Source organism: Thermophilibacter sp. ZX-H3 (genome assembly GCF_052599055.1).
The window spans coordinates 1-24,909 of the sequence record NZ_JBQXES010000006.1; the positions used below are offsets into that span (position 1 = coordinate 1).

The window sequence follows — 24,909 nt, forward strand, 5'->3', positions numbered from 1 at the left end:
TCAGGTTTGTTTGGCACACATGTCCCGTGTGCCAAACAAACCTGACGCCAGTGGCCCAGCGGCACGCCAAATAAGCCTGACGCCAGTGGCACGGCGGTAGCTACCCCAGACCGAGCGCCGTCCCCACCAGGCGCACGGCGAGCGCCACGACCCACGCCACGCCGCACTGCATGGCGACCACGGCCCACATCATGCGCGTCCCAAGCTCAGCCTTCACCGCGGAGACGGCAGCCACGCACGGCGTGTAGAGCAGCGTGAACGTCAGGAACGCAAACGCCGTGAGCGGCGAGAAGAGCTCGGGCAGCCCCGCCGTGGACCCGCCCATGAGGACGGTGAGGGTGGCCACGACGTTCTCCTTGGCGCCGAAGCCCGCGGCGAGTGCCGCCGCCGCACGCCAGTTGCCAAAGCCGAGCGGGGCGAAGAGCGGCGCCAGCAGGGCGCCCAGCGCCGCGAGCATGCTCTGCGACTGGTCGGCGACCACGTTGAGCCGCACGTCGAAGGTCTGCAGGAACCAGATCACCACGCTCGCCACGAAGATGATCGTGAACGCCTTGGTGGCAAAGCCCTTGGCCTTGTCCCAGGCCAGGCGCGCCACGGTGCGCGGCGCGGGCATGCGGTAGTTGGGGAGCTCCATCACAAAGGGCACCGGGTCGCCCTTGAAGGCCGTCCCCTTGAGCACGAGCGCCACGAGAATGCCCACCACGATGCCCATGAGGTAGAGGGCGATCATCACGAGCGGCGCGCACTCCGGGAAGAACGCGGCCGAGAAGAGCGCGTAGACCGGCACCTTGGCCGAGCAGCTCATGAACGGCGTGAGCATGACCGTCATCTTGCGGTCGTGCTCGGAGGGCAGGGTGCGCGTGGCCATGATGGCGGGAACCGAGCAGCCAAAGCCGATGAGCATTGGCACGAAGCTGCGGCCGGAGAGGCCCAGGCGCCGCAGCAGCTTGTCCATCACAAAGGCCACGCGTGCCATGTAGCCGGAGTCCTCGAGGATCGAGAGCAGGATGAAGAGCACCACGATGATCGGCAGGAAGGAGAGCACGCTGCCCACGCCGGCAAAGACGCCGTCGATCACGAGGCTGTGCACCACCGGGTTGAGCCCAAAGGCCGTGAGCGCGGCGTCCGCCTGCGCCGTCACCCAGTCGATTCCGGCGGCGAGAAGGTCGGAGAGCCGCTGGCCCACCACGTCGAAGGTGAGCCAGAAGACGAGCGCCATGATCCCAACGAACACCGGGATGGCCGTGTACTTGCCCGTGAGGATGCGGTCGGCCGCCACCGAGCGCGCGTGCTCGCGGCTCTCGTGCGGCTTGACCACGCACTCGGCGCAGACGCCCTCGATGAACGAGAAGCGCATGTCCGCGAGCGCCGCCATGCGGTCGCGGCCGGACTCGCCCTCCATCTGGCTGATGATGTGCTCCACGGCGTCGAGCTCGTTCTGGTCCAGCCCCAGGGCGCGCATCACGAGCTGGTCGCCCTCGATGAGCTTGGTCGCGGCAAAGCGCACGGGGAGGCTGGCCGCGGCGGCGTGGTCCTCGATGATGTGGCAGATGCCGTGGATGCAGCGGTGAAGGGCGCCGTGGTCGGGGCCGTCCGCCGCGCAGAAGTCCACGCGGCCCGGGTGCTCGCGGAAGCGCGCCACGTGCAGCACGTGCTCCACGAGCTCGGAGATGCCCTCCTCGCGCGCGGCGGAGATGGGAACCACGGGGATGCCGAGCGCGGCCTCCAGGCGGTTCACGCTCACCGTGCCGCCGTTGGCCGTGAGCTCGTCCATCATGTTGAGGGCGAGCACCATCGGCCGGTCGAGCTCCATGAGCTGGAGCGTGAGGTAGAGGTTGCGCTCGATGTTGGTGGCGTCCACGATGTCGATGATCGCGTCGGGGTCGTCCTCCAGGATGAAGCGGCGGCTCACCACCTCCTCGCTCGTGTAGGGGCTGAGCGAGTAGATGCCCGGCAGGTCCGTGACCGTGGCCTCGGGGTGGCCCTTGATCTGGCCGTCCTTGCGGTCCACGGTCACGCCCGGGAAGTTGCCCACGTGCTGGTTGGAGCCCGTGAGCGCGTTGAAGAGCGTGGTCTTTCCGCAGTTCTGGTTGCCGGCCAGCGCCAGCTTGAGCGGACGGCCCTCCGGGATGGCCTTGCCGGCCGCGCGCGGCGCGTACTTCTCGCCAATGGCGGGGTGGACGGCCGCCTCCAGGCGCTCGCGGCCGCGCGGGGCGTCGTGCATGTCGTGCACCTGCGTGAGCGCGATGTGAGCGGCGTCGTCCCGGCGCAGGGTGAGCTCGTAGCCGCGCAGGCGGATCTCGAGCGGGTCCCCCATGGGGGCGCGCTTCATGAGCGTGACCTCCACGCCCGGCGTGAGGCCCATGTCCAGGATGTGCTGGCGCAGCGACGGCTCGTCGCAGTCCACCGACGCCACCACGGCGTCCTTGCCGATCTCCAGCTCGTCCAGGTTCATGCGCGCTTCTCCCCTCGCAGCTCCACTCGCACGCCATTGTAGCGTGTGCGCTCGCCCCGGCGCGGCCCCCTTCGCGTTTGCTCGTGCAAACTCGAGAGGAGCTCCGGGAACAGCACAATCGAGCAAGCCTCTGAGCTGCGCAAATGCCAGCAGCCTTGTAATTTGGCGTGAACGTGGCGCGGCGTTTGCTCGTGCAAACTCGGTGGGGGGGGCGCCGCGCGGCGGGAAGGCGCCCGAGGAGCCCGTGTCGTTTGCTCGTGCAAACTCGAGAGGGGCCAGCGCCCCATGGCCTAGAATGGCGAGAAGAACCGAGAAGGACGTGCGCCCGCGGCGCCGAGGCGAGAGGAGCCCCATGAACGTGCTCGTGCTGCTGCCCGTGGATGACGCCCAGCGCGCCCGGCTCGAGGCCGCCGCGCCCGGGGCGCGCTTCACCTATGCCACGACGTCCGACGCACCCGCGGATGCCGTCGAGCGGGCGGACGTCATCGTGGGCAACCTCCCGCCCGAGCGGCTCGGCGAGGCGGCGCGCCTGCGCCTGCTGCAGCTCAACTCCGCCGGGTACGACAACTACGCCGCCGCCGGGACGCTTCCCGAGGGGGCGATGCTCGCCTCGGCCTCGGGCGCCTACGGCCAGGCCGTCTCCGAGCACATGCTCGCGATGCTGCTCTCGCTGATGAAGCGACTCCCCGCCTACCGCGACGACCAGCGCGCCCACCGCTGGGCGGACGAGGGCGTCGTGACCACCCTGCGCGGCGCGCGGGTGCTCGTGCTCGGCGCGGGCGACATCGGGACGCACTTCGCCTCGCTCTGCGCGGCGCTCGGGGCGCGCGTCACGGGCGTCCGGCGCTCGTCCCGGCCGGCCGAGCCGCCCTTCGAGGCCGTGTCCCCGATGGCGTGCCTCCCGGAGCTCCTGCCTCAGGCGGATGTGGTCGCGTCGTTCCTGCCGAGCACGCCCGAGACGAGGGGGCTCGCCGACACGCGGTTCTTCTCGGCGATGCGGCAGGGGTCGTACTTCGTCAACGGCGGGCGCGGGGACCTCGTGGTGACGGACGACCTTATCGCGGCGCTTGAGGCGGGCCAGATTGCCGGGGCGGCGCTCGACGTCACGGACCCCGAGCCGCTGCCCGCGGACCACCCGCTCTGGGACGCGCCCGGCGCGCTCGTGACGCCGCACGTCTCGGGCTGGTACCACCTGCCCGCCACGCTGGACAACATCGTGGGGATCGCGGCGGAGAACCTGGGGCGGCTCGCGCGCGGCGAGCGGCCGCGCAACCTCGTGGAGCTCGGCTAGGCCCACCGGGGTGGGGGGCCCGCCGGTCGGTGGCCGCCGGGGCTACGCCCGCGCCCTCACGGCAAACGCCACGCCGAGGGCGCCGGGACCGCAGTGCGACGTGATGACGTCGCCGGTCTCGTACCACTCGACCTCGGCGAAGCCCAGCTCGCGGGCGTGCGCGCTCACGAGCTCGCGCACCTGGTCGGGAAGGCCCGGCGACTTCACGAAGACGATGCGGGCGGGGTCGAAGTCCTCGCGCAGCACGAGGTAGTCGACGAGGCGGACGGACGCCGCCGCCATGGAGCCGCGCAGCTTCTTGGTGGCCACGAGCTTGCCCTCGAGCAGCTCGACGACGGGCTTGATCTTGAGGAGGGTGGCGCCCAGGAACGCCACGTTGGAGAGGCGGCCGCCGGCGCGCAGGTAGCCGAGGTCGCCGGGGAGAAACGCCATGCGCACGCGCGCGGAGAGGTCCTCGACGTAGGCGCGCGCCTCGTCGACGCCCGCCTCGGGGTGCTCGCGCACCCAGCGGGCCGCCTCGCGCACGACGAGCCCCTGGCCGATGGTCACGTGGCGGGTGTCGACGGCGGTCACGTAGGCGCGCGTCTCGGCCGCCGCGAGGGCGGACTCGAGCGAGCAGGTCGTGGCGGCCGAGTAGGCGACGTGCAGGATCTGCGCGTCGGGACGCTCGGCGTGGATGCGGTCGAAGGCCACCTCGAAGTCGTGCGGGGTGCAGCCGCTCGTCTTGGGGAGCACGCCGAGCTGGCGGCACTGCTCCAGCATCTCGGCCGGGGAGATCTCCCCGTCGTCGATGGTCCGGCTCCCCACGGTGACGTGCATGGGAACGAGCTCGACCCCCAGCTCGGCCGCCTCGGCGGCGGGGACGTCGCAGCCCGTCTCGGCGGTGATGACGATGTGTGCCATGGCAAGCTCCCGTCTCGGCGCAGTAGTATGCACATTTTAGTCGTTCGGGCACGTCGGGGCCAAGGGCCGCGAAAACCCTCCCGTCCCGCAGTTTTCCGCAGGCGCGACACAACTCTGGCATCAAAATATGAGAACCTAGAAACCTCTGGCACGGTCGAACGCGGATGGGAGGGGGCATCATGTATCTTGAGCGCATCGGCTCCCCCGAGGACCTGCGCGCCCTGCCCGCCGAGGCGCTCGGCCCCCTCTGCGAAGAGATCCGCTCCGCCATCCTGGAGAGCTCCGCCGTGGTGGGCGGGCACGTGGGGCCGAACCTCTCGGTCGTCGAGCTCACCGTGGCGCTGCACCGCGTCTTCGAGAGCCCGCGCGACAAGATCGTCTTCGACGTCTCGCACCAGACCTACCCGCACAAGATGCTCACCGGACGCGCCGCCGCGTTTCTCGACCCGGCGCGCTACGAGGACGTCTCGGGCTTCTCGAGCCCCGGGGAGTCCGAGCACGACCTGTTTGCGATGGGGCACACCTCGACCTCGGTGAGCCTCGCCTGCGGCCTCGTCTCCGCGCGCGAGCTCGCTGGCGAGAAGTACGCGGTGGTGGCGGTCATCGGCGACGGCTCGCTCTCCGGCGGGCTCGCCTTCGAGGGGCTCGACAACGCCGCCTCCCTCACGAGCGGCCTCATCATCGTCGTGAACGACAACGAGTGGTCGATCGCGCCCAACCACGGCGGCGTCTACGGCGCGCTCGCCGAGCTGCGCGCCACGGGCGGCGCCTCGCCGCGCAACCCCTTCACCGCGCTCGGGCTGGACTACCGCTACCTCGAGGACGGCCACGACGAGCAGGCGCTCGAGGCGGCGCTCGCCGAGCTCGCGGACGTCGACCACCCCGTCGTGCTGCACGTCCACACCGAGAAGGGCCACGGCTACGCCCCCGCCCTCGAGGACCCCGAGGGCTGGCACCACGCCGCCCCGTTCGACCTCTCCTCGGGCTCCCCGCTGGGCCAGGGAGGCGGCCCGGACTACGCCCAGATCACGGCCTCCTTCCTCATGGGGCGCATGGCGGGCGACCCGGGCCTCGTCGCCGTGAACGCGGCGACCCCCTACATCATGGGCTTCACGCCCGAGCTGCGCGCCCAGGCCGGCCGCCAGTTCGTGGACGTGGGGATTGCCGAGGAGCACGCAGTGACGTACGTGACGGGGCTCGCCCGCGCGGGCGCCACCCCCGTGCTCGGCATCTACTCGACCTTCCTGCAGCGCGCCTATGACGAGCTGTGGCACGACCTCTGCCTCAACGCGGCGCGCGCCGTCATCCTTGTCTTCGGCGCGTCCGCCTTCGGCACCACCGACGCCACGCACCTCGGCTTCTTCGACATCCCCATGCTCGGCGCCATGCCGGGCCTGCCCTACCTCGCGCCCACCTGCCCCGAGGAGTACCTCGACATGCTCTCATGGGCGCTCGACCGCGCGGAGGGCCCCGTCGCCATCCGCGTCCCGGTGACGGGCGCGACGTCGCGCCCGGGCTTCTCGCGCCCCGCGGGGGACTACGCGCGTGGCGCCGAGGTCGTGCGGAGGGGCTCGGGCGTCGCGCTGCTCGCCCTCGGGGACCTCTTCCCCCTCGGCGAGCAGGTCGCCGACATGCTCGCGGCATGCGGCATAGGCGCCACCCTCGTCAACCCCCGCCTCGCCACGACGATCGACGAGGAGCTGCTGGGACGGCTCGCGGCCGGCCACGACGTCGTCGTCACGATCGAGGACGGCATCCTCGACGGCGGCTTCGGCGAGCGCGTGGCACGCGCCCTCTCCTGCGACGACGTGCGCGTGCGCTGCTACGGGCTGCCGCGCGCCTTCGCGGACCGCTACGACCCCGCCACGCTGCTCGAGAGCTGCGGGATGACCGCGGAGGGCATCGCCGCGGACGTGCGCGCCCTCCTCGGCGCGTAGGCGTCCCCGTAACCCCTACTGGACCACGCCCTCGTTTCTCAGCTCCGTGCGCAGGCGCGAGAGCGTCACGGGCGTCATGCCGAGCAGCGACGCCACGAAGCGGTTGGGGATCTTGCCCACGATGCCGGGATAGCGCCTGAGGAACCACAGGTAGCGGTCGCGCGAGCGGAGCTGCGACACCACGCGCCGCGTCTCCCAGTGCATGTGCCACGCCTCGCAGACGATGCGGATGAAGAGGTGGTTCGCCGGCAGGCTGGTCTCGAGGAGCCCCTTGATGAGGGCGATGTCCAGGCAGACCACCTCGCCGTCCGAGAGCATCTCGACGGTCGCGGACGAGGGCCCCTCGAGCTCCACGCTCGGCACGAGCACGGACCCCGGCATGAACAGGATGCAGTCGGTGATGTCGTGGCCGTCCGCGTCGACGGAGAAGCTTCTCACAATGCCGCGAACGAGAAACCCGACCTCGGTCTGCAGCTCCCCGGAGCGGACCACGCAGTCCCCCTTGAAGAGCTCGCGGTGCGTGGCGTTATGCGACAGGACGTCGAGGAGCTCCTCGTCGCTCACCTTGACGACGTCCCTGAAAAAGGCTCGGCAATCCATCCCCTGGCCTCCTCCCCAGGTTGAGTCTATGAGCTTTCAGTTTACTCCACGTCGTCCGGCTCGACGGCCTCGGATGCCGCCCCTCCCTGCTCAGCGGCCGAATCGGCCGCCCGTGCGTCAGCCTCCTCCCGGGCGGCGCGGGCCTCGTTGAACTTCTCGCGCATCGTCGGGTTCTTGAAGGTGAGCTTGCGGATGGTCAGCGCCTCCGCCTTGTCGTTGGCGTAGCGCAGCTGCCGCTCCGAGGAGGTCAGGTCCTCCTTAACCTTCTGGAGGCGCGCGATGGCCTTGTCGATCTCCTCGATGGCGTCCCCGAACTTCTTGCTCGCCGTCGCGTAGTTCTTTCCAAAGCCGTCCTTGAACTTCTCGAGCGCGTTCTCGAAGTTGGTGACGTCGATGTTCTGCTGGCGCACCTCGGCGAGCTCGCGCCGGTAGGCGTGCGCGTTCTCCGCCGCGTTTCTCAGCAGCGTGATCATGGGGATGAAGAACTGCGGGCGGATGACGTACATCTTCTCGTACTCGTAGGACACGTCCACGATGCCGGAGTTGTAGAGCTCGCTCTCGGGCTCGAGCATCGAGACGAGCACCGCGTACTCGCAGTTTTTGTTGCGTCGGTCCTGGTCGAGCTTCTTGAAGAAGTCGGAGTTCCTGTGACGGCTCGTAGCGGCCGAGGCGTCGTCCTCGTTCTTCATCTCGAACATGATGGAGACGACCTCGACGCCCTCGTCGTCGACCTCGCGGAAGACGTAGTCTCCCTTCGAGCCGCCCACGACCTCGTTGTCCTTGTGGAACTCGGCGCCGCGGAAGCCCAGCGAGCGCCAGCGGTTGAACTCCATCTCGCAGTGCTGCTCGAGCGTCTCGCCGATGAGCTTGGTGGACAGGCGCGCACGCTGGTTGCGCAGGCGCTCGATCTCGTCCTCGCGGTCGCGGATCGTCTGGTCCTTGAAGCGCTCCTGCTCGGCCATCTGCTGGCGCAGCGACGCCTCGACCTGCTCGCGCTCGAGCTTGGCCGCCCGCAGGTCTCCCTCGAGGGCGGCAAGGCGCTCGCCCTGCTCGCCGGTGGCCTGCGTGACGGCGAGGGCCTTCTCCGTCACGAAGGCGGACTCGCGGGCCTTGATCTGGGCCTCGAGCTCGGAGACGCGGCGCTCCTGCTCCAGCCTGGCCGCGCGCAGGTCTCCCTCGAGCTCGGCGATGCGCCTCTCCTGGGCGTCCGTGGCCTCGCTCACCGCAAGTGCCTTCTCGGTGGCAAAGGCGGACTCGCGGGCCTTGAGCTGCGCCTCGAGCTCGGCGACGCGACGGTCGCGCTCGGCGAGCTCCGAGGCGCCCTTCGTGGCCGCCTCGCTGAGCGCGCGCTCCTGGGCCGCGCCGGCCTCGAGCAGGGCGCGCTGCTGCTCGGCGATCTTCTGGTCCCGCTCGGCGATCGCCTGGGTGAGCTCGCGCTCCACCGCCGCGCGGGCGAGCTCGACGGCGTCCGCGCCCTTCTCTATCTCGGCGCGCAGGCGGACAAGCTCCTCGTCCTTCTTGGCCGAGGCGTCGCGCGCCCCGGCAAGCTCCTTGGCGAGCCTCCCCTGCAGCTCCTCGCGCTCGCGCGCGGCGAGCTCCCGCGCCTCCTGGCGCGCCTGGGCGACGGCGGCCTCCACGGCGCTCGCGCGCTCGCGCTCCGCCATCTGCTCGCGAGCCTTGAGCTCGCGCGTGAACTCCGCGTCTCGCACCTGGCGCACGATCTGCGCGTACTCGGTCTCGTCGACCTGGAACACCTCGCCGCAGTGCGGGCATCTGATCTCTGCCATGGTCCCTCCCGTTCTTCTCCTGCTCCCTAGGGTACCCGTACCGCCGGACAGAAATGGCCGTGGATGGAAAAGCGAGAAGAACGGGGCCCGCGACGCGCGCCGCGGGCCCCCGAGAGCCTGTCAGTCGACCCTGTCCCCCCGTCAGGCTACCTGCCGCCGAAGGGGCTCATCTGCTGCTCCTGCTGGTACTGCTGATAGAGGTCGATGAGGTCGTCGATCGTGACCTCCTGGCCGTTGACGTTGACGGTCTGGTCGCCCTGCTCCTCCTGCTCCTGCTGGAGGGACTCGTCGGATCCGAGCGTCACGTCGAGGGTCAGCTCCTCGCTGCCGCGCATGACGGTAACCTTGACGGTCTCGCCGATGCTGTGGGAGCGCACGGCGAGGATGGCGGCGTCCGCGGACGAGATGGCGTCGTCGCCGATCTTGGTGATGACGTCGCCCTCCTGGATGCCCGCCGCCTCGGCCGGGCCGCCCGCCGCGACCTCGACCACGTAGGCGCCCTGGTTGACCGCGAGGTTGTTCCTAAAGGCGTTCTGGGCGTTCACGGTCTGCATGGAGAGGCCGATGTAGGCGTGCGTCACGGTCTCCCCCGCGATGATCTTGTCGGCCACCTCCGTGGCGTAGTCGCTCGGGATGGCGTAGCCGATGCCGGCGAAGCTCTGCGTGTCGGACGAGTAGAGCGTGCAGATGCCCACGAGCTGGCCCTCGGCGTTCACGAGCGCGCCGCCGGAGTTGCCCGGGTTGATCGTGGCGTCGGTCTGGATGAGGTTGGTATAGAGCGTGTTGCCGGAGGCGCCCTCCATGAGGGTGCTGCGCGAGAGCGCCGAGACGATGCCCTGCGAGACGGAGTTCTCAAGGCCGAAGGGGCTGCCCACGCTCATCACCCAGTCGCCGACCTGGAGCTCCGAGGAGTCGCCGATCTCCATCGGCGTGACCTCGGTGTCGCCGAAGTCCACGTGCAGGACCGCGAGGTCGCTCGAGGCGTCGGTGCCCACGAGGGTGGCGTCGTAGCTCTGGCCGTTGAGGGTGACGCTGATGGACTCGGCGTCCTCGATGACGTGGTTGTTGGTGATGACGTTGCCGTTGGTGTCGTAGATGACGCCCGAGCCCATGCCCTCGCCGTTGGCGTAGGTGCTGTAGACGGTCACCACGGAGGGCAGGGTCTTCGCCGCGACCGCGTTGGCGACGGTGGTGTCCTCGTCGGAGGGGTCGATGGTGATGGACTGCGAGGTCCCGGTCGAGGCGGTCCCGCCGCCCGTTCCCACCACGCCCGTGCCCACGAGCACGCCCGTGAGCGCCGCCGCGCCAAGGACGCCGCCAAGGAGGCCGGCGAGCACCGCCCTCAGGCCGGGACGCTGCCTCTTCTCGGCCCCGAACTCGGGCGCCGCGGGCGGCTGGGGCGCGCTCGGCTCGGGCTGGGGCGGCGTCTGGCGCTGCGTCTGCCCGGGCTGCGCCTGGTACTGCGCCCCCTGTGAGGAGGCGCCCTGCGCGCTGTGGGCGCCCGGGAAGGGCGGCCGCTGCTGGGTGGGCTGGGCCTGCGTGGGCTGCTGGTCGGCGGGCTGCTGGTAGGGGCTCTGCGGGGTCTGCGGGTTCTGCGGGGTCTGCGCGCCATACGGATAGTCGCTCATGTCTTCCCTCTCTCGTCTGGCCCCGTGCGTTCGGGGCGCGTCTTTGTGTCCGCTGTCGAATGTACCCCGCCGAAGGGGGCGCATACACCGCCCGGGCGCGCATCATCGGGGCGGCATGATGCTTTCCGCTTCCTGAAAACGCAGGTCACAAGGCAGCGAGAAGAACGACGGGTGCGAGGGGACCGCCGAGTCGCAGGTCCTTCTCGCGCCGCTCGCGTCCTTCTCGCCGAGGGGCCGACGGGCCCGGGAGGGCTCTAGATACGGAAGAGGTAGCCCACGCCGCGGATGGTGACGATGTGGCTCGCCACCTGCGGGCCCACCTTGGAGCGGACGCGGCGGATGTGGACGTCGACGGTGCGCGTGCCGCCGCAGTACTCGAAGCCCCAGACGCGGTGCAGCAGGGTCTCGCGCGAGTAGGCGCGCGAGGGATGCGTGGCCAGGAAGGACAGCAGCGAGTACTCCATGAGGGTGAGGTCGACGGGCTTGTCGTCGATGTAGACCTGGTAGGTGGCGAGGTTGATCGTCATGTTGTCCACGGTGACGATGTCGGCCGGCGCGGACTCCTCGCCGGGCCAGAGCAGCAGGGTGCAGCGGACCTCGAGCTCGGCGACGCCAGCCGTGGAGAGGATGAAGTCGTTCTTCCCCTGCATGGGCATGCGCAGCGTGGCGAGCTTGTCGGGGTCCTGGACGAGGAGCATCGGGATGAAGCCGTTCTCCGCAACGAAGGCGTCCACGGCGTTCAGGATGTCCTGGCTCATGCCCTCGCCGTCCAGGATGACGAGGTCGAACTCGTGGCCGGACGAGACCGCCTGCGAGAAGGTCTCCTCGCTCGCGAGGGCGATGGAGACGTCGATGGCGTGGGAGAGCTCGCGCATGCGGTCGTGCAGCCGCGTGGTTGCAGATACGAGCAGGATGTTCTTGTGGTGCATCCTCAGGCCTCCCGAAATTGAGCACATGTATTTGAAAAGATTAGCACATCGCCCCCGCGTTCGACGGGGGCGATGTCAGAACTTCGTAAACGCGCCGCAGCTCAGTGACCATTCTGAAACGTCGCTTAACGAGCCGGAAACGCTATGTTTCAAACGAGCCGCAGCTAGTTGATGCTGCCGAGGAACTCGGCCGTGCGGGCGTTCTCGGGGTGGTCGAAGACCTTCTCGGGCAGGCCCTGCTCGACCACGTAGCCGTCCTCCATAAATACCACGCGGTCGGCCACGTCGCGCGCGAAGCCCATCTCGTGCGTGACCACGATCATCGTCATGCCGGAGTTCTCCGCGAGGTCGCGCATGACGTCGAGGACGCCGCGGACGAGCTCGGGGTCGAGCGCCGAGGTGGGCTCGTCGAAGAGGAGCACGTTGGGGTGCATGGCCACGGCGCGCGCGATGGCGACGCGCTGCTGCTGGCCGCCGGAGAGCTGCGTGGGCTTGAAGTCCGCGCGGTCGGCGAGCCCGACGGCGGCGAGCTGCTTGAGCGCCTCGGCCTCGGCCTCCTCCTTGCTCTTCTTGAGCACCTTCGTCTGGCCGATCATGACGTTCTCCTTGGCCGTGAGGTGCGGGAAGAGGTTGAACTGCTGGAAGACCATGCCCACGTCGCGGCGCAGGCGGTTGACCTCGGCCGTGCTCTTGTTGGTGATCTCCTCGTCCTCGATGAGGATGTGGCCCGCGCTCGGGCGCTCGAGGAGGTTGATGCAACGCAGCATCGTGGACTTGCCCGAGCCCGAGGGGCCGAGCACCACGACGACCTCGCCGGGCCAGACGTTGAGGTTCACGTCCTTCAGGACCAGCGTGTCGTCGAAGCTCTTGTTGAGGTGCTCGATGCGCACGATGGGGTGCTCGCCGGGCGTGAAGTGGTGGCTCGTGAGGCCCTGGTCGTGCGCGTAGGCGATGCGCGCGGCCTCGTCCGCCGGCAGCGCGGGCGGGACGTCGATGGCCACGCGGCGGTGGTGCTTAGCAGGCATTCGCGACCTCCTTGATCTGGGCGACGGGGGCGGAGGGGGCGTCCTTCTCGACGTCCTTCTCGACGCTCTTCTCCACGAGCTCGTCGGCGTTGTCGGCCACGTCGGCGCGGCGCTTGGGGCGCGGGCCGCCGCCACGCTCGGAGCGGGCGATGTTCTCCTCGACGATGCCCACGACCTTGATCAGCGGCAGCGTGACGATGAGGTAGAAGATGCCGGCGGCCACGTACGGCGTGATGTTGCCCGTGACGGTGGTGAGGTTCTTGGAGAACATCATGAGCTCCATGACGCCCACCGAGGAGAGCAGCGAGGTGTCCTTGAAGGCGGTGATGAAGTCGCTCGTCACCGTGGGGATCACGCGGCGCACGGTCTGCGGCAGGATGATGGAGAACATCGTCTGCACGTAGTTCATGCCGAGCGAGCTCGCGGCCTCGTACTGGCCCTGCGGGATGGACTGGATGCCCGCGCGGAAGATCTCGGCGAGGTAGGCCGAGGAGTTGATGGCCATGACGATGATGCCCAGCAGGTTGTTGTCGATGTTGATGTTGAGCATCGGCAGGCCGAAGAACATGATGTAGATCTGCAGGAAGAGCGGCGTGCCGCGCAGCACGTTGATGTAGACCACGGCGATGGCGCGCAGGATCCGCCACTTGGAGATCTTGAGCATGGCGAAGAGCAGGCCGAGCGCGATGGCAAACGGGTAGGCGGCCACCACGATGCCCAGGCAGAGCAGCCAGCCCGGCGCGAGGGACGAGAAGGACGTCACGAGCAGCTGGGGCTTGAGGAACATGCCGAGGAACTGGTTGGAGTTCCAGGCCTCCACCCACGGCTGCTCGTCGAGCCAGTTGACGAGGCTCTGGAGCGGGGTGTTGGCGATCGTGGCGATGGGCGCAGAGTCCGCGAGCCCGTGCGTGGCGCCGGCGCTCTCGTAGGTGCCGGAGACGACGCACTCCCCGCCCTCGGCGGGGAACTGCATGTTGGTGATCTCGAGGCGCAGGAGCGACCCCTCGGGAATGGCCTGGTCGAAGGTCACCGTGATGGAGCTGCCAGACGGGACGGCCTCGCCGGTCACGTCCATGCGCGTGAGGCCCTCGAGGGCGGTGATGCGCGTCGTGGAGCCGTCGAACGTCGCGCCCTCGGGGAGGGTCAGCGTGACCGAGGTGACCTCCTCGCCGGGCTCGACCGTGCCCTCCCAGGTGAGGCGCGTGTCCATGCCGCCGATGACGCCGTCGCCGCCGTCCTCGTTGGGGCGCGCGGTGGCCTTCTCGGTGGTGAGCGCCTGAGCGGGCTGCGGTGCCGCCGTCGCGAAGACGCCCGTGAGCGCCAGGGCGAGGGCAACGAGAAGCGCCCCCCGTCTATGCTGCATGCTTCCTCCGTTTCCAGGCGTGCAAAGGGGACAGTCACTTTTGCACGGTGTCGCTGCGGCGACCGTGCAAAAGTGACTGTCCCCTTTGCACGGCCGCCGCAGGTTCTTCTCGCTTAGATCTCGGTGGTGCCGAACCACTTCTGCTTGATCTCGTCCATCGTGCCGTCCTCCTCGATGGCCGCGAGGGCGTCGTTGATGGCCGCGAGCAGGCCGGGGTTGTCCTTGGAGACGGCGATGCCGTACTGCTCGCCGGTGGGGATCTCCTCGACGACCTCGAGGTCGGAGAAGGACTCGGCGATCATGTTCTGGGCGACGGGCAGGTCGATGACCATGGCGTTGTAGAGGCCCGTGGAGATGCCCATGAGGGCGGCCGTGACGTCGGCAAGCGGCACCTTGGTGGCGTTGGGCAGGTTCTCGGAGATCCACTCGTCACCGGTGGTGCCGGTCTGGCAGGCGACCTGCATGCCCTCGGCGTTGAGGCTCTCGGAGTTGAGGTCGGAGCCGGCGGCGGCCACGATGCCCTGGTTGGAGTTCAGATAGGGGTCGGAGAAGTCGACCTGCTCGAGGCGCTCGTCGCTGATCGTCATGCCGGCGATGGAGATGTCGGCCTTGCCGCCCTGCTTGATGGTGGGGACGAGCGTGTCGAAGGCCTGGTTGGGCAGCCACTCGCAGGTGAGGCCCATCTTCTCGGCGATTGCGTTGGAGAGGTCCACGTCAAAGCCCACGGTCGTGCCCTCGTCGTCGATGTACTCGAACGGGGCGAAGCCGAGCTCAGCCACGTTGGTGAGCACGCCCTCCTTCACGAGAGTGTAGGAGGCCTCGTCGGTGGTCTGGGCGTCGTCGGTCTCGGCGGGCTGGTCGGAGCCGTTGCAGCCGGCGAGGGCGAGGGCGCCGGCGGCGCCGAGGGTTGCGAAGAAGTTGCGGCGGGTCATGCTGGACATTTCATTTCCTCCCATTGTGATGTGCAAAAGTGCCTGTTGCGGTGCAAAGCGTGCAAAAGTGCCTGTCCCTTTTGCACGCTTACTGCTAGAGCTCGGCGCCGAGCCACTTGACCTCGAGCTCGGAGATGTAGCCCTCCTCCTCGAGCTCGGCCAGGGCGCCGTTGATGGCCTCGGTGAGGCCGGGGTTGTCCTTGTTGACGGCGATGCCGTACTGCTCGCCGGTGGGGATCTCGATGGCCACCTGGCAGTCGGTGAACGAGTTGGAGCAGAGGTAGGTCATCACGGGCAGGTCCGCCACGGCGGCGGCGTAGAGCCCGGTTTGCACGCCCGTCACGGCCACGACCGGGTCGTCGAGCGCCACGACCTCGGCGTTGGGCAGGTTCTCCTCGGCCCAGGAGGCTCCGGTCGTGCCGGCCTGGACGGCAATCTTGGTGCCCTCGACGTTGAGGGACTCCTCGGTCACGTCGCCCGCGCTCGCGAGCGTCACGAGACCCTGGTTGGAGTCCATGTAGGAGTCGGTGAAGTCGACCTGCTCCCAGCGCTCGTCCGTGATCGTGATGTTGGAGACGCCCACGTCGGCCTTGCCGCCCTGCTCGATGAGCGGGACGATGGTGTCGAACTTCATGGCGGGCAGGACCTCGCACTCGAGGCCGAGCTTGTCGGCGACGGCGTTGATGAGGTCGATCTCAAAGCCCTGGGCCTCGCCGGTCTTCTCGTCGACGAAGTCGAGCGGCGCGTTGGCGAGGTCGGACGCGACGATGATCTTGCCGTCCTCGACGAGGGTGTAGGCGGCGGCGTCCGCGGAGTCATCTGCTGGGGTGCTGGTCTGCCCTCCCCCGCTGCATCCCGCGATAGTCACGGCTAACGCGCAGGCAACCGCGAGGCCGCCCGCAATCCGGCTGGAGAGCTTCATGGTGGGTTTCCTTCCCCCAATGCTTCGGCGCGTGGTCACGCCCTTTCCCGACGGTGGCACGGGTCTTCCCGTGTCAGGGCGCATGCCCCGTCCGTCGCCAAAGACTCAGTTTGGTTCAACTCGCCTGAAGAGGTCCTTCTCACCAGGTTTCTTAACAAGATTGACACGTATGGGGATAGCTGCGGCGCAAGGGGTGGCGAGAAGAACGGCGCCGCCCGGAGATCCCCGGACGGCGCCGCGCGTCGTCGTTCTTCTCGCCAGCGCTCCGCGCGAGCCTAGAATCCCCCGTAGTAGTGCTCGCGCTCCCAGTCGGTGACGGCGGTGCAGTACTCGTACCACTCGGCGCGCTTCTCGCGGACCAGGTAGTCGAAGATGTGGTCGCCGAGCACGGCGCGCATGAGCTCGGAGGACTCGAAGCGGTCGACGGCCTCGCCGAGCGTGCGCGGCAGGCGGGCAATCCCGCGGGCGGCGAGCTCGCGGTCCGAGAGGGCGAGCATCTCGCTCGTGGCCTCCTCGGGGAGCGGCAGCCCCTCCTCGATGCCCTTGAGGCCGGCGGCGATGGTCACCGCGAGGGCCAGGTAGGGGTTCGCCGTGGGGTCGGGGCTGCGCAGCTCGACGCGGGTGGCGATGTGCTTGCCCGGCTTGTGCGTGGGCACGCGCACGAGCGCGGCGCGGTTCTTGCGGCCCCATGTGGCGTGCGTGGGCACCTCGCCCGTGGAGATGAAGCGCTTGTAGGAGTTCACCGTGGGGTTGGTGACCAGCGTGAACTCGGGCGCGTACTTGAGGATGCCGGCGATGTAGTGCTGGGCGACCTCGGAGAGGTGCGCCTCGTGGAACTCCTTGGGGCCCCAGAAGAGGTTCTCGCCGTCGTGGTCGAGCAGCGACTGGTAGAGGAACATCGCGGATCCGGGCACGTTGGTGATGGGCTTGGGCATGAACGAGGCGTACATGCCCTGGGCGGAGGCCTCCTGCTTGATGACGAGGCGCGCCGTCATGATGTTGTCCGCGCAGCTCACGGCCTCGGTGAAGCGCAGCTCCACGCCGTTTTGGGACGGGCCGGCGGCGTGATAGGAGTACTGCACCGGGATGGACATCTTCTCGAGCGTCAGCGTGGTCTGGCGGCGCAGGTCGTTGGCCGTGTCCATGGGCGTGAGGTCGAAGTAGCCCGCGTTGTCGAGCGGCACCGGGTCGAGGTCGTTGTCAAAGTAGAAGTACTCCATCTTGGGGCCGACGTTGGGCACGTAGCCCCGCTCCTCGGCCGCCTGGAAGACCTTCTTGAGGCAACGGCGCGGGTCGCCCTCGAAGGGCTCGCGCGACGGGGTGTACACGTCACAGAAGACGCGCGCGACGCCGGACTCCGAGGGGCGCCACGGCAGAAGAGCGAAGGTGTCCGGGTCGGGGAAGGCGAGCATGTCCGACTCCTCGAGCGAGGCGAAGCCGTCGACGGCCGACCCGTCGAAGCCGATGCCCTCCTCGAAGGCCTCCTCGAGCTCCTCGGGGGAGATCGCGAACGACTTGAGGTTGCCGAGCACGTCGGCGAACCACAGCCTCACGAAGCGGATGTCGCGCTTCTCGACGGTCCGGAGAACGAAGTCGATGTCCTTCTCGCTGCTCATGCGGTTTCCTTTCCGGTTGACCGGCAGGGCTACTCATTATTCAGCGATAGGTTCTCACACGCGTGTTTCGCGCCTGTTAATGCCGCTGGCGTCAGGTTTATTTGGCGTGCCACCGGCGTCAGGTTTATTTGGCACGCGGCACGCGCGTGCCAAATAAACCTGACGCCGGTGGCACGCCAAATAAGCCTGACGCCGGTGGCACGGCTACTTGCCGAGGTTCTTCTCGACGTTCCTGAGCATGTCCTGGGCGGCCGGGCAGGGCGCGCCCGTGGCGTGCGCGGAGCACGAGCCCCTGCTGCCGCAGCTCGAGCACTCGCCACCCGACCTTCTGATAGACCGCAGCGCCAGGGCGAGAAGGACCGCGATCGCGGCGATGATGACGACGTCGACGAGCCCCATGCGACCAACCTCCGAAAAGAGGAGAAAAGTTTGTTGTTAACCAAAGGCAACTATACCCATCTGCGTCATACTAGAGGGGCAAGGCGGCCGCGGTCGCACAAACTTTGCATCAGAAGGGACGTGTCTCCAATGAACGACGATCAGACCATGCAGCTCGTCATCGTCCGCCACGGCGAGTCCGAGTGGAACAAGCTCAACCTCTTCACCGGCTGGACCGACGTTGACCTCACCGACACCGGTCGCGAGGAGGCCCACGCGGGCGGCAAGGCCCTCAAGGAGGCCGGCTACGACTTCGACGTCTGCTACACGTCGCTGCTCAAGCGCGCGATCCACACGCTTAACTGCGTGCTCGACGAGCTCGACCGCAACTGGCTTCCCGTCCACAAGGCCTGGCAGCTCAACGAGCGCCACTACGGCGCCCTCCAGGGCCTGAACAAGGCCGACGCCGCCGCCGAGCACGGCGAGGACCAGGTCAAGATCTGGCGTCGCTCCTTCGACGTCTGCCCGCCCGCCCTCGAGCCCGGCGACGAGCGCGACCCGCACGTCCTCGAGATGTTCCGCGACGTGCCCAAGGAGGACCTCCCCTACACCGAGTGCCTCAAGGACACCATCGCCCGCGCCTGGCCGTACTTTGAGGCCGAGATCAAGCCGCAGATGGAGGCCGGCAAGCGCGTGCTGATCGCCGCCCACGGCAACAGCCTGCGCGCCCTCGTCATGCAGTTCGAGAAGCTGACCCCCGAGGAGATCCTCGAGGTCAACATCCCGACCGGCGTGCCGTGCGCCTACACCTTCGACAAGGACTGGAACGTCGTCGACAAGCACTACATCGGCGACCCCGCCACCATCGAGGCCAAGATCAACGCCGTCGCCAACCAGGGCAAGGCCAAGAAGTAAGTAGCGTTCGTCCTCACGAAAAGGCCCCGTCCCTTGCACGCAGAGCTGCGCTTCGCGGAAGGCTCTGCTCCGCAAGGGGCGGGGCCTTTTCGTGAGGACGCGGGTCACAGACCGGCAGGGAAAGAGTGGCTCGATTAACGCGCACTCGTGCACGGTTCTTCTCGCGTTTGCCCAGTTGACACTTTAGAACTCGTGCGCGAGTGCGCGTTAATCACGGCGGCGAGGGGGTGCCGGACCCCGGAGCGCAAAGGCGCCACCTGCCATAGAGGGGGTTGGCAGGTGGCGCGTAGGCTGGCCTCTGCGGCGGGGAGAGGATCCGCCGCTCGGGCAGGGTTAAACTCGCTGGCGCCGATGTGAGTCGCTGTTCTTCTCGGCGCATGGTTAGAATAAGTTAACTCAGGCTAATTCCTATCGCAGATAGGGCAATATCACAGGTTCTCCATAAGTAAGCTATGGTTTACTATCAGCTACCCCAGCGCGACGTCGAGCACCATCATCAGGACGAAGCCCACGATGAAGCCAAGCGTGCCCACGTTGGAGTGCTCGCCGAGATGCGACTCGGGGATGAGCTCCTCCACCACCACGTAGACCATCGCGCCGGCGGCAAACGCCAGGAGCCACGGCATGTACGGGCTGATCCAGCCGCTCGCGAGCACCACGAGCACGCCGAAGACCGGCTCGACGATGCCGGAGAGGCTGCCCATCACGAAGGCGCGCCCGCGGCTCATGCCCTCCCGGGCCAGGGGCAGCGAGATGGCCGCGCCCTCCGGGAAGTTCTGCAGGCCGATGCCGATGGCGAGCGCCATGGCCATGCCGAGGTAGGCCTCCCCCGCCGCTCCGGCGGTCTGCGCCGCCATGGCAAAGAGCAGGCCCACGGACATCCCCTCGGGGATGTTGTGGAGCGTCACCGCGGACACGAGCAGCGTCGTGCGCTTCCAGTCAGACCGTATGCCCTCCGGCTCGTCGGAGTCCGCGTGGAGGTGCGGCAGGAAGGTGTCGAGCGCCATGAGGAAGGCAACGCCCAAAAGGAAGCCGCCCGCGGCCGGAAGCCAGCCGGGGACGCCGAGCCCCTCCGCCTGCTCGATCGCCGGGTTGAGCAGCGACCACACGCTCGCCGCCACCATGACGCCGGCGGCAAAGCCGAGGAAGATGTGATGCATGTTCTTGCGTTCGGAGCGGAAGAAGAACACGACGGCGGACCCGACCGTGGTCATGAGCCAAGTGAAGCCGCAGCCGAGCGCCGCCCACGCGAGCGCCTGAGGTATGTTGTCGACCATATGTGCCTCCTCGAGCCCACCCTGGGGGCAGGCGAGCCGATTGTCTGTGCTTTTACAGGATACCCCTAAGTACTACTAAACTAGTACCATTTATTTACCAGCGGTTATCCAGTTCGGGCAAGTCCGAGACTCGCATGGGAGCCCAAAAACCACCGACAATCGGCTCGCACGCGGCCCAGTGAGCCTCCGCGGGGCGCAAAACGGGCGCGCCGCCGGCGAGAAGAACCGGCGGCGCGCCAACATGTGCAAAAGTGCCTGTCCCCTTTGCACGCTACGCGAGCTGGGCGAGGACCTTCTCGTCAGGCTGCTCGTCGCGCGGCATCGGGCGCACGATCTGGAAGATCATGCCCGCGAGCAGCGCGAACGCGACCACCGTCCACACGCCGAAGTTCCCCAGCGCGAAGAGCTCCCAGAGCTGGTTGATGATCAGGCCCACGACCCAGGCGAAGACGCACTGATAGCCGATCGCGAACCAGAACCACTTCGGCGAGTCCATCTGCCTGCGGATGGTGCCGATGGCGGCGAAGCACGGGGCGTCGAGCATGTTGAACGCCACGAACGCGCACATGGCGCCGACGTGCAGGATGCCCGAGGCGTCGGTGAACATGCCGGCGAAGCCGCTCCACATGGTCACGGAGTTCTCGGTGGCGTCGCCGATGCCGTAGATCACGCCGAAGGTGGAGACGAGGTTCTCCTTGGCGATGAGGGCGTTGATCGACGCCGCCGCGGCCTGCCAGGTGTCGGCACCGAGCGGGGCGAAGATCCAGGCGACGGCGTTGCCCACGATCGCGAGCAGGGAGTAGTCGGTGTAGTACTCGGGCGCGCCCTCCATGAGCGACATGAAGCCGAAGGCCCCGTTGCCGCCCTCCCAGTTGGCGAAGCCGAACTCGAGCAGGAACCACACCACCACGGACGCGGCGAAGATGATCGTCGTGGCCTTCTTGAGGTACGCGGAGATGCGCTCCCACACGTGCAGCCACCAGCTCTTGAGGGTGGGCAGGTGATAGTCGGGGAGCTCCATCACAAACGGCGCGGGGTCGCCCGCGAACATGCGCGTCTTCTTCAGCATGAGCGCGGAGACGACGATCGCGGCAAGGCCGAGGAAGTAGAACATCGGCGCCACCCACCAGGCGTCGGAGCCGCCGATAAGGACGCCCATCACGAGCGCGATGATCGGGGTCTTGGCGCCGCACGGGATCATGGTGGTGAGCATCGCCGTCATGCGACGGTCCTTCTCGTTCTCGATGGTCTTGGTGGCCATGACGCCGGGGACGCCGCAGCCGGACGAGATGAGCATGGGGATGAAGCTCTTGCCGGAGAGGCCGAAGCGGCGGAACACGCGGTCCATGACGAAGGCCACGCGACTCATGTAGCCGCAGTCCTCGAGGAAGCACAGCATGACGAAGAGCACGAGCATCTGCGGGATGAACCCGAGCACCGCGCCCACGCCGGCGACGATGCCGTCGAGAACGAGCGCCTGCACGAAGTCTGAGGCGCCGGCCGCCACGAGCCAGCCCTCGATGACGGAGGGGATCGACGGCACGAAGCTGCCGTAGTCCTCCATGGCCGGGGCCTCGCCCTGCGCGAGCGCGGCCTCCTCGAAGTCGGCGGCGCTCACGGAGTCGATGACGGCCAGCTCCTGGCCCTCGGCGAGGACGGGGTTGCCCTCCGCGTCGATGCGCGTGACCACCTCGTCGTCCGCGTCGATGAAGTTGCCGTCGCCGTCGTGCATCGGCACGTCGACGGCCGTGACGCCCGCAGCCTCGGCCTCGGCGGCGAAGGCGCTCACCACGGCCTGCGCGTCGGTGTCCTCCGGGTCCTCGGCCAAGGCCCCGACGGCGGCGCTCACGCCTGCGGTATCAAGGCCGTCGGCCTCGGCGGCGGCCAGGAAGCCGTCGATCTTGTCGCCATAGTAGTTGGCGTCGTACTCCTCGGTCGCCTCCTCGTAGGCGGCCTGGTCGGACGGGTTCCAGAGCCAGCCGTCGCCGAAGACGCCGTCGTTGGCCCAGTCGGTGCCCCACGTTCCCACCGTGGACACCGCGATGAAGTACACGACGAACATCACGGCCACGAAGATCGGCAGGCCAAGCACGCGGTTGGTCACCACGCGGTCGATCTTCTCGGACATGCTGAGCCGCTTGGGCGCCCTCTTGACGCACGCGCCCATGACGTCCGCGATCCAGTCATAGCGGTCGGAGGTGATGATGGACTCCGCGTCGTCGTCGCGGGACGTCTCCACGGCCTTGATGGCCCGCTCGGCCTGGCCGAGCTGTGCGGGCGAGAGGTGCAGGGCCTTCACCGCCTCGGCGTCGCGCTCGAAGACCTTGATCGAGTACCAGCGCACGAGGTTGGCGTCGCAGCTGCCGGAGACGATCTCCGCGATCTTGCCGAGCGCCTCCTCGACCTCGGGGGAGAAGCAGCGCGCCCCGGGCTGGACCTTGCCCGCGCGCCCGGCGGCCACGGCCTTGCCCACCAGCTCGTCGAGGTTGGTGTTGCGCAGCGCGGAGACCTCCACGACCGGCGCGCCCAGGCGCTCCGAGAGCGCGGCGGCGTCGATGACGTCGCCCTTCTCCTTGAGCAGGTCGCACATGTTGAGACCCACCACGACGGGGCGCCCCGCCTCCAGGAGCTGCGTGGTGAGATAGAGGTTGCGCTCGAGGTTGGTGGCGTCGACGAGGTCGATCACGGCGTCCGGCCGCTCGTTCACCAGGTAGTCGCGCGAGACGACCTCCTCGGGCGTGTACGGGGAGAGCGAGTAGATGCCGGGCAGGTCGACGAAGGTGACGTCGCGGTCCGCGCGCCAGGTCGCCTGCTTCTTCTCAACGGTGACGCCGGGCCAGTTGCCCACGTACCCGTTGGAGCCGGTGAGCTCGTTGAACAGCGTGGTCTTGCCGCAGTTTGGGTTGCCTGCGAGACCGATCGTGATCTCAGCCATGTCCTGCCTTTCAGAGTTACCTATTTGCTACTTGCACGGTGACAATTGTTAGACTTAGTTAACTTGATGGGCGAGAAAAACGGCCGCTCCCGGCCGTGCCACTGGCGTCAGGTTTATTTGGCACGCCCGACGCCCTTCTCGCCCTTCTCGCCCTACTCGCCCCGCGAGACCTCGGAGACCTCGACGCTCGCCGCTTCGTCCTTGCGGATCGAGAGCTCGTATCCGCGCACCGTGAGCTCGAGCGGGTCGCCGAGCGGCGCCACCTTGCGCACGTGGATGCGCGTCCCCTTGGTGAGCCCCATGTCCATGATGCGGCGCTTGAGGGCCCCGGTGCCCGTGAGCCTGGTCACCGTCGCGCTCTCCCCCACCTTCACGTCCTTCAGAGTTGCCATCTACCTTCCTTTCTCCCCAATGACGAAGCGGGACGGTCCCCCCTCGTCACAGTGTCACGGTTATGCGGCTCGCCATCGAGCGGTTGAGCGCCAGGCGCGCGCCCTTCACGAACACGATGACGTCGCCCGCGGCGCGCGAGATGACCTTGACCTCGGAGCCCTCCACAAAGCCGAGCTCCGCCAGGTGCTGCCGCAGGTCTGCGCCGCCGCGCACGCCGGCCACGCGGGCCCTCTCGTCCGGGCCCACCATCGCCAGCGGAAGCTGAGACGCCGCCATCTTGCCCCCTAAGTTAGCTCTAGTAAACAGGACATGAGTAATATACGTCTAACTCGCGGGGACGCAACCACCGTTCACCGATTGAGTTACACAACGGTGACTTTTTCGGGAGATCGCCTGGCTGAGTGACCCGTTTCGGCCAAACGGGGCGGCCCGCCCTGGCTGAGTGACCCGTTTCGGCCAAACGAGGCCTCAAACGAGACCCCATCCGGTCGAAACGAGTCACTCAACCCCGCCCGCTCAGCCCAGCCAGCCCAGCCGCCCCAGCCGCCAGCAGCGCCCACCCCCCGACTCCCGCCCAGCACCGCAGCGGAAATGGGGAACATATACAGGAACGGGCACGGGCGGGCGCGACGAGGAGGCAGCATGGGGGCGGGAAAGGGCATGCGTGACGTCAGCGACTTCGTCGTCACGGACGAGAAGGACTTCCACCTGGAGGACTTCCCCACCACGCTAAAGGTTGACGCCGACGAGCGCCCCGCGTACGAGGCGCAGCTCGAGCGCAACAAGGCACGCATCGAGGGGCTGCAGGACCGCCTCTACGCCGAGGCGCGCGAGAGCCTCATCGTGATTCTGCAGGCCATGGACGCCGCCGGCAAGGACTCCACGATCCGCCACGTGCTCGGAGGCATCAACCCCACGGGCATAGACGTGCGCAGCTTCAAGCAGCCAACCAGCGTGGACCGGGCGCACGGCTTCCTCTGGCGGAGCTTCTCCGCGCTGCCGGAGCGCGGCAAGATCGCCGTGTTCAACCGCTCCTACTACGAGGAGTGCCTCGTCGTGCGCGTCCACGGGCTCTGGCGTGACTACCAGCTGCCCCGTCGCTGCACGGACATGAGCGAGAAGCGCTACTTTGAGGAGCGCTACGAGGACATCCGCGGCTTCGAGCGATACCTCTGGCGCACGGGCAACCGCGTGGTGAAGATCTTCCTCAACGTGAGCGCGGACAAGCAGCGCGAGCGCTTCCTCGAGCGCATCGACGACGAGGCCAAGAACTGGAAGTTCTCAGAGAGCGACCTTGCCGAGCGCATGGAGTGGGACGAGTACCAGCGCGCCTACGAGGAGATGGTCAACGGCACCGCCACCCGGCGAGCGCCCTGGCTCGTCATCCCCGCGGACCAGAAGTGGGTCGCGCGCACGCTGGTGTCCGAGGCGCTGCTCCGGGTGCTGGAGGACATGGACCCGCGCTACCCCGAGCTGCCGCGCACGTCGCTCGACCGGCTCGACGAGTGCCGTGCCGCGCTCGTGGACGGCCCCGCGGCGGACGTCGACGAGTAGACGAGAAGAACATGGCGGCGGGCACCGCGCGCGAGCGACTCATGCGAGCGACTCGGCGAGTGACGCACT

General features: G+C 68.1%; 20 protein-coding genes. 4 read left to right on the forward strand and 16 right to left on the reverse strand.

All coding sequences use genetic code 11. The annotated features are described in order from the left end of the window. Window positions 1-100 precede the first annotated feature (100 nt). Entirely contained in the window at window positions 101-2,455 is a 2,355-nt protein-coding gene (gene feoB / locus ACULPM_RS03510; RefSeq protein WP_445331684.1) for a ferrous iron transport protein B, read from the reverse strand. A 352-nt stretch (window positions 2,456-2,807) separates the two neighbouring features. On the opposite strand from feoB (ACULPM_RS03510), the gene ACULPM_RS03515 reads away from it, so the two are divergent. Next, entirely contained in the window at window positions 2,808-3,746 is a 939-nt protein-coding gene (locus ACULPM_RS03515; protein WP_445331683.1) for a D-2-hydroxyacid dehydrogenase, read from the forward strand. 42 nt (window positions 3,747-3,788) lie between these two features. Here the strand turns inward: ACULPM_RS03515 and ACULPM_RS03520 are convergent, their stop codons facing one another. Beyond that, window positions 3,789-4,649: a DegV family protein gene (locus tag ACULPM_RS03520; protein WP_167930333.1), complete on the reverse strand. Its 861-nt coding sequence runs from the start codon at window positions 4,647-4,649 to the stop codon at window positions 3,789-3,791. Between the two features lie 179 nt (window positions 4,650-4,828). Here ACULPM_RS03520 and ACULPM_RS03525 point away from each other — a divergent pair, with 179 nt between their 5' ends. Then, on the forward strand, window positions 4,829-6,586 hold the full coding sequence (locus ACULPM_RS03525; RefSeq protein WP_445331682.1) for a 1-deoxy-D-xylulose-5-phosphate synthase: 1,758 nt from the start codon (window positions 4,829-4,831) through the stop codon (window positions 6,584-6,586). A 15-nt stretch (window positions 6,587-6,601) separates the two neighbouring features. On the opposite strand, the gene ACULPM_RS03530 is transcribed toward ACULPM_RS03525, so the two are convergent. The 10 genes from ACULPM_RS03530 to ACULPM_RS03575 form a co-directional block, all read right to left on the reverse strand. After that, window positions 6,602-7,186, reverse strand: coding sequence for a Crp/Fnr family transcriptional regulator (locus ACULPM_RS03530; protein ID WP_167930335.1), 585 nt, complete (start codon window positions 7,184-7,186; stop codon window positions 6,602-6,604). 41 nt (window positions 7,187-7,227) lie between these two features. After that, entirely contained in the window at window positions 7,228-8,973 is a 1,746-nt protein-coding gene (locus ACULPM_RS03535) for a DUF2130 domain-containing protein (RefSeq protein WP_445331681.1), read from the reverse strand. 146 nt (window positions 8,974-9,119) lie between these two features. Further along, window positions 9,120-10,601, reverse strand: a complete 1,482-nt coding sequence (locus tag ACULPM_RS03540) for a S1C family serine protease (RefSeq protein WP_445331680.1) — start codon at window positions 10,599-10,601, stop codon at window positions 9,120-9,122. Between the two features lie 254 nt (window positions 10,602-10,855). After that, on the reverse strand, window positions 10,856-11,530 hold the full coding sequence (locus ACULPM_RS03545) for a response regulator transcription factor (protein ID WP_167930338.1): 675 nt from the start codon (window positions 11,528-11,530) through the stop codon (window positions 10,856-10,858). 164 nt (window positions 11,531-11,694) lie between these two features. Continuing rightward, window positions 11,695-12,555 (reverse strand): amino acid ABC transporter ATP-binding protein, encoded by an 861-nt coding sequence (locus tag ACULPM_RS03550; protein ID WP_445331679.1) that lies wholly within the window; start codon window positions 12,553-12,555, stop codon window positions 11,695-11,697. Beyond that, window positions 12,545-13,918, reverse strand: coding sequence for an ABC transporter permease subunit (locus ACULPM_RS03555; protein WP_445331678.1), 1,374 nt, complete (start codon window positions 13,916-13,918; stop codon window positions 12,545-12,547). Before ACULPM_RS03555 ends, ACULPM_RS03550 begins: the two co-directional genes overlap by 11 nt. A gap of 113 nt (window positions 13,919-14,031) precedes the next feature. After that, window positions 14,032-14,859 carry an ABC transporter substrate-binding protein gene (locus ACULPM_RS03560; protein WP_445331677.1) on the reverse strand — a complete coding sequence of 276 codons (828 nt, stop codon included), beginning with the start codon at window positions 14,857-14,859 and terminating at the stop codon, window positions 14,032-14,034. Window positions 14,860-14,944: 85 nt separating this feature from the next. After that, the gene (locus tag ACULPM_RS03565) at window positions 14,945-15,772 is read right to left on the reverse strand and encodes an ABC transporter substrate-binding protein (RefSeq protein WP_167930341.1); all 828 of its coding nucleotides are present in this window, start codon (window positions 15,770-15,772) and stop codon (window positions 14,945-14,947) included. 275 nt (window positions 15,773-16,047) lie between these two features. Next, window positions 16,048-17,388, reverse strand: coding sequence for a glutamine synthetase family protein (locus ACULPM_RS03570; RefSeq protein WP_445331676.1), 1,341 nt, complete (start codon window positions 17,386-17,388; stop codon window positions 16,048-16,050). 204 nt (window positions 17,389-17,592) lie between these two features. Continuing rightward, window positions 17,593-17,787 (reverse strand): FeoB-associated Cys-rich membrane protein, encoded by a 195-nt coding sequence (locus ACULPM_RS03575; RefSeq protein ID WP_274958358.1) that lies wholly within the window; start codon window positions 17,785-17,787, stop codon window positions 17,593-17,595. Between the two features lie 129 nt (window positions 17,788-17,916). Here ACULPM_RS03575 and gpmA point away from each other — a divergent pair, with 129 nt between their 5' ends. After that, a complete protein-coding gene (gene gpmA / locus ACULPM_RS03580; RefSeq protein WP_075280621.1) occupies window positions 17,917-18,681 on the forward strand; it encodes a 2,3-diphosphoglycerate-dependent phosphoglycerate mutase in 765 nt (254 codons plus the stop codon). Between the two features lie 467 nt (window positions 18,682-19,148). Here gpmA and ACULPM_RS03585 read toward each other — a convergent pair whose 3' ends face one another. From ACULPM_RS03585 to ACULPM_RS03600, 4 genes are all read right to left on the reverse strand, one after another. Beyond that, window positions 19,149-19,958: a ZIP family metal transporter gene (locus tag ACULPM_RS03585; RefSeq protein ID WP_445331675.1), complete on the reverse strand. Its 810-nt coding sequence runs from the start codon at window positions 19,956-19,958 to the stop codon at window positions 19,149-19,151. Between the two features lie 271 nt (window positions 19,959-20,229). Further along, window positions 20,230-22,893, reverse strand: a complete 2,664-nt coding sequence (gene feoB / locus ACULPM_RS03590) for a ferrous iron transporter B (RefSeq protein WP_445331674.1) — start codon at window positions 22,891-22,893, stop codon at window positions 20,230-20,232. Window positions 22,894-23,045: 152 nt separating this feature from the next. Continuing rightward, window positions 23,046-23,285 (reverse strand): FeoA family protein, encoded by a 240-nt coding sequence (locus ACULPM_RS03595; protein WP_445331673.1) that lies wholly within the window; start codon window positions 23,283-23,285, stop codon window positions 23,046-23,048. Window positions 23,286-23,331: 46 nt separating this feature from the next. Then, complete coding sequence (locus ACULPM_RS03600) at window positions 23,332-23,562, reverse strand: FeoA family protein (protein ID WP_445331672.1); 231 nt, start codon at window positions 23,560-23,562, stop codon at window positions 23,332-23,334. A 366-nt stretch (window positions 23,563-23,928) separates the two neighbouring features. Here ACULPM_RS03600 and ACULPM_RS03605 point away from each other — a divergent pair, with 366 nt between their 5' ends. After that, window positions 23,929-24,840 (forward strand): PPK2 family polyphosphate kinase, encoded by a 912-nt coding sequence (locus ACULPM_RS03605; protein WP_445331671.1) that lies wholly within the window; start codon window positions 23,929-23,931, stop codon window positions 24,838-24,840. The last annotated feature ends 69 nt before the right edge of the window (window positions 24,841-24,909 follow it).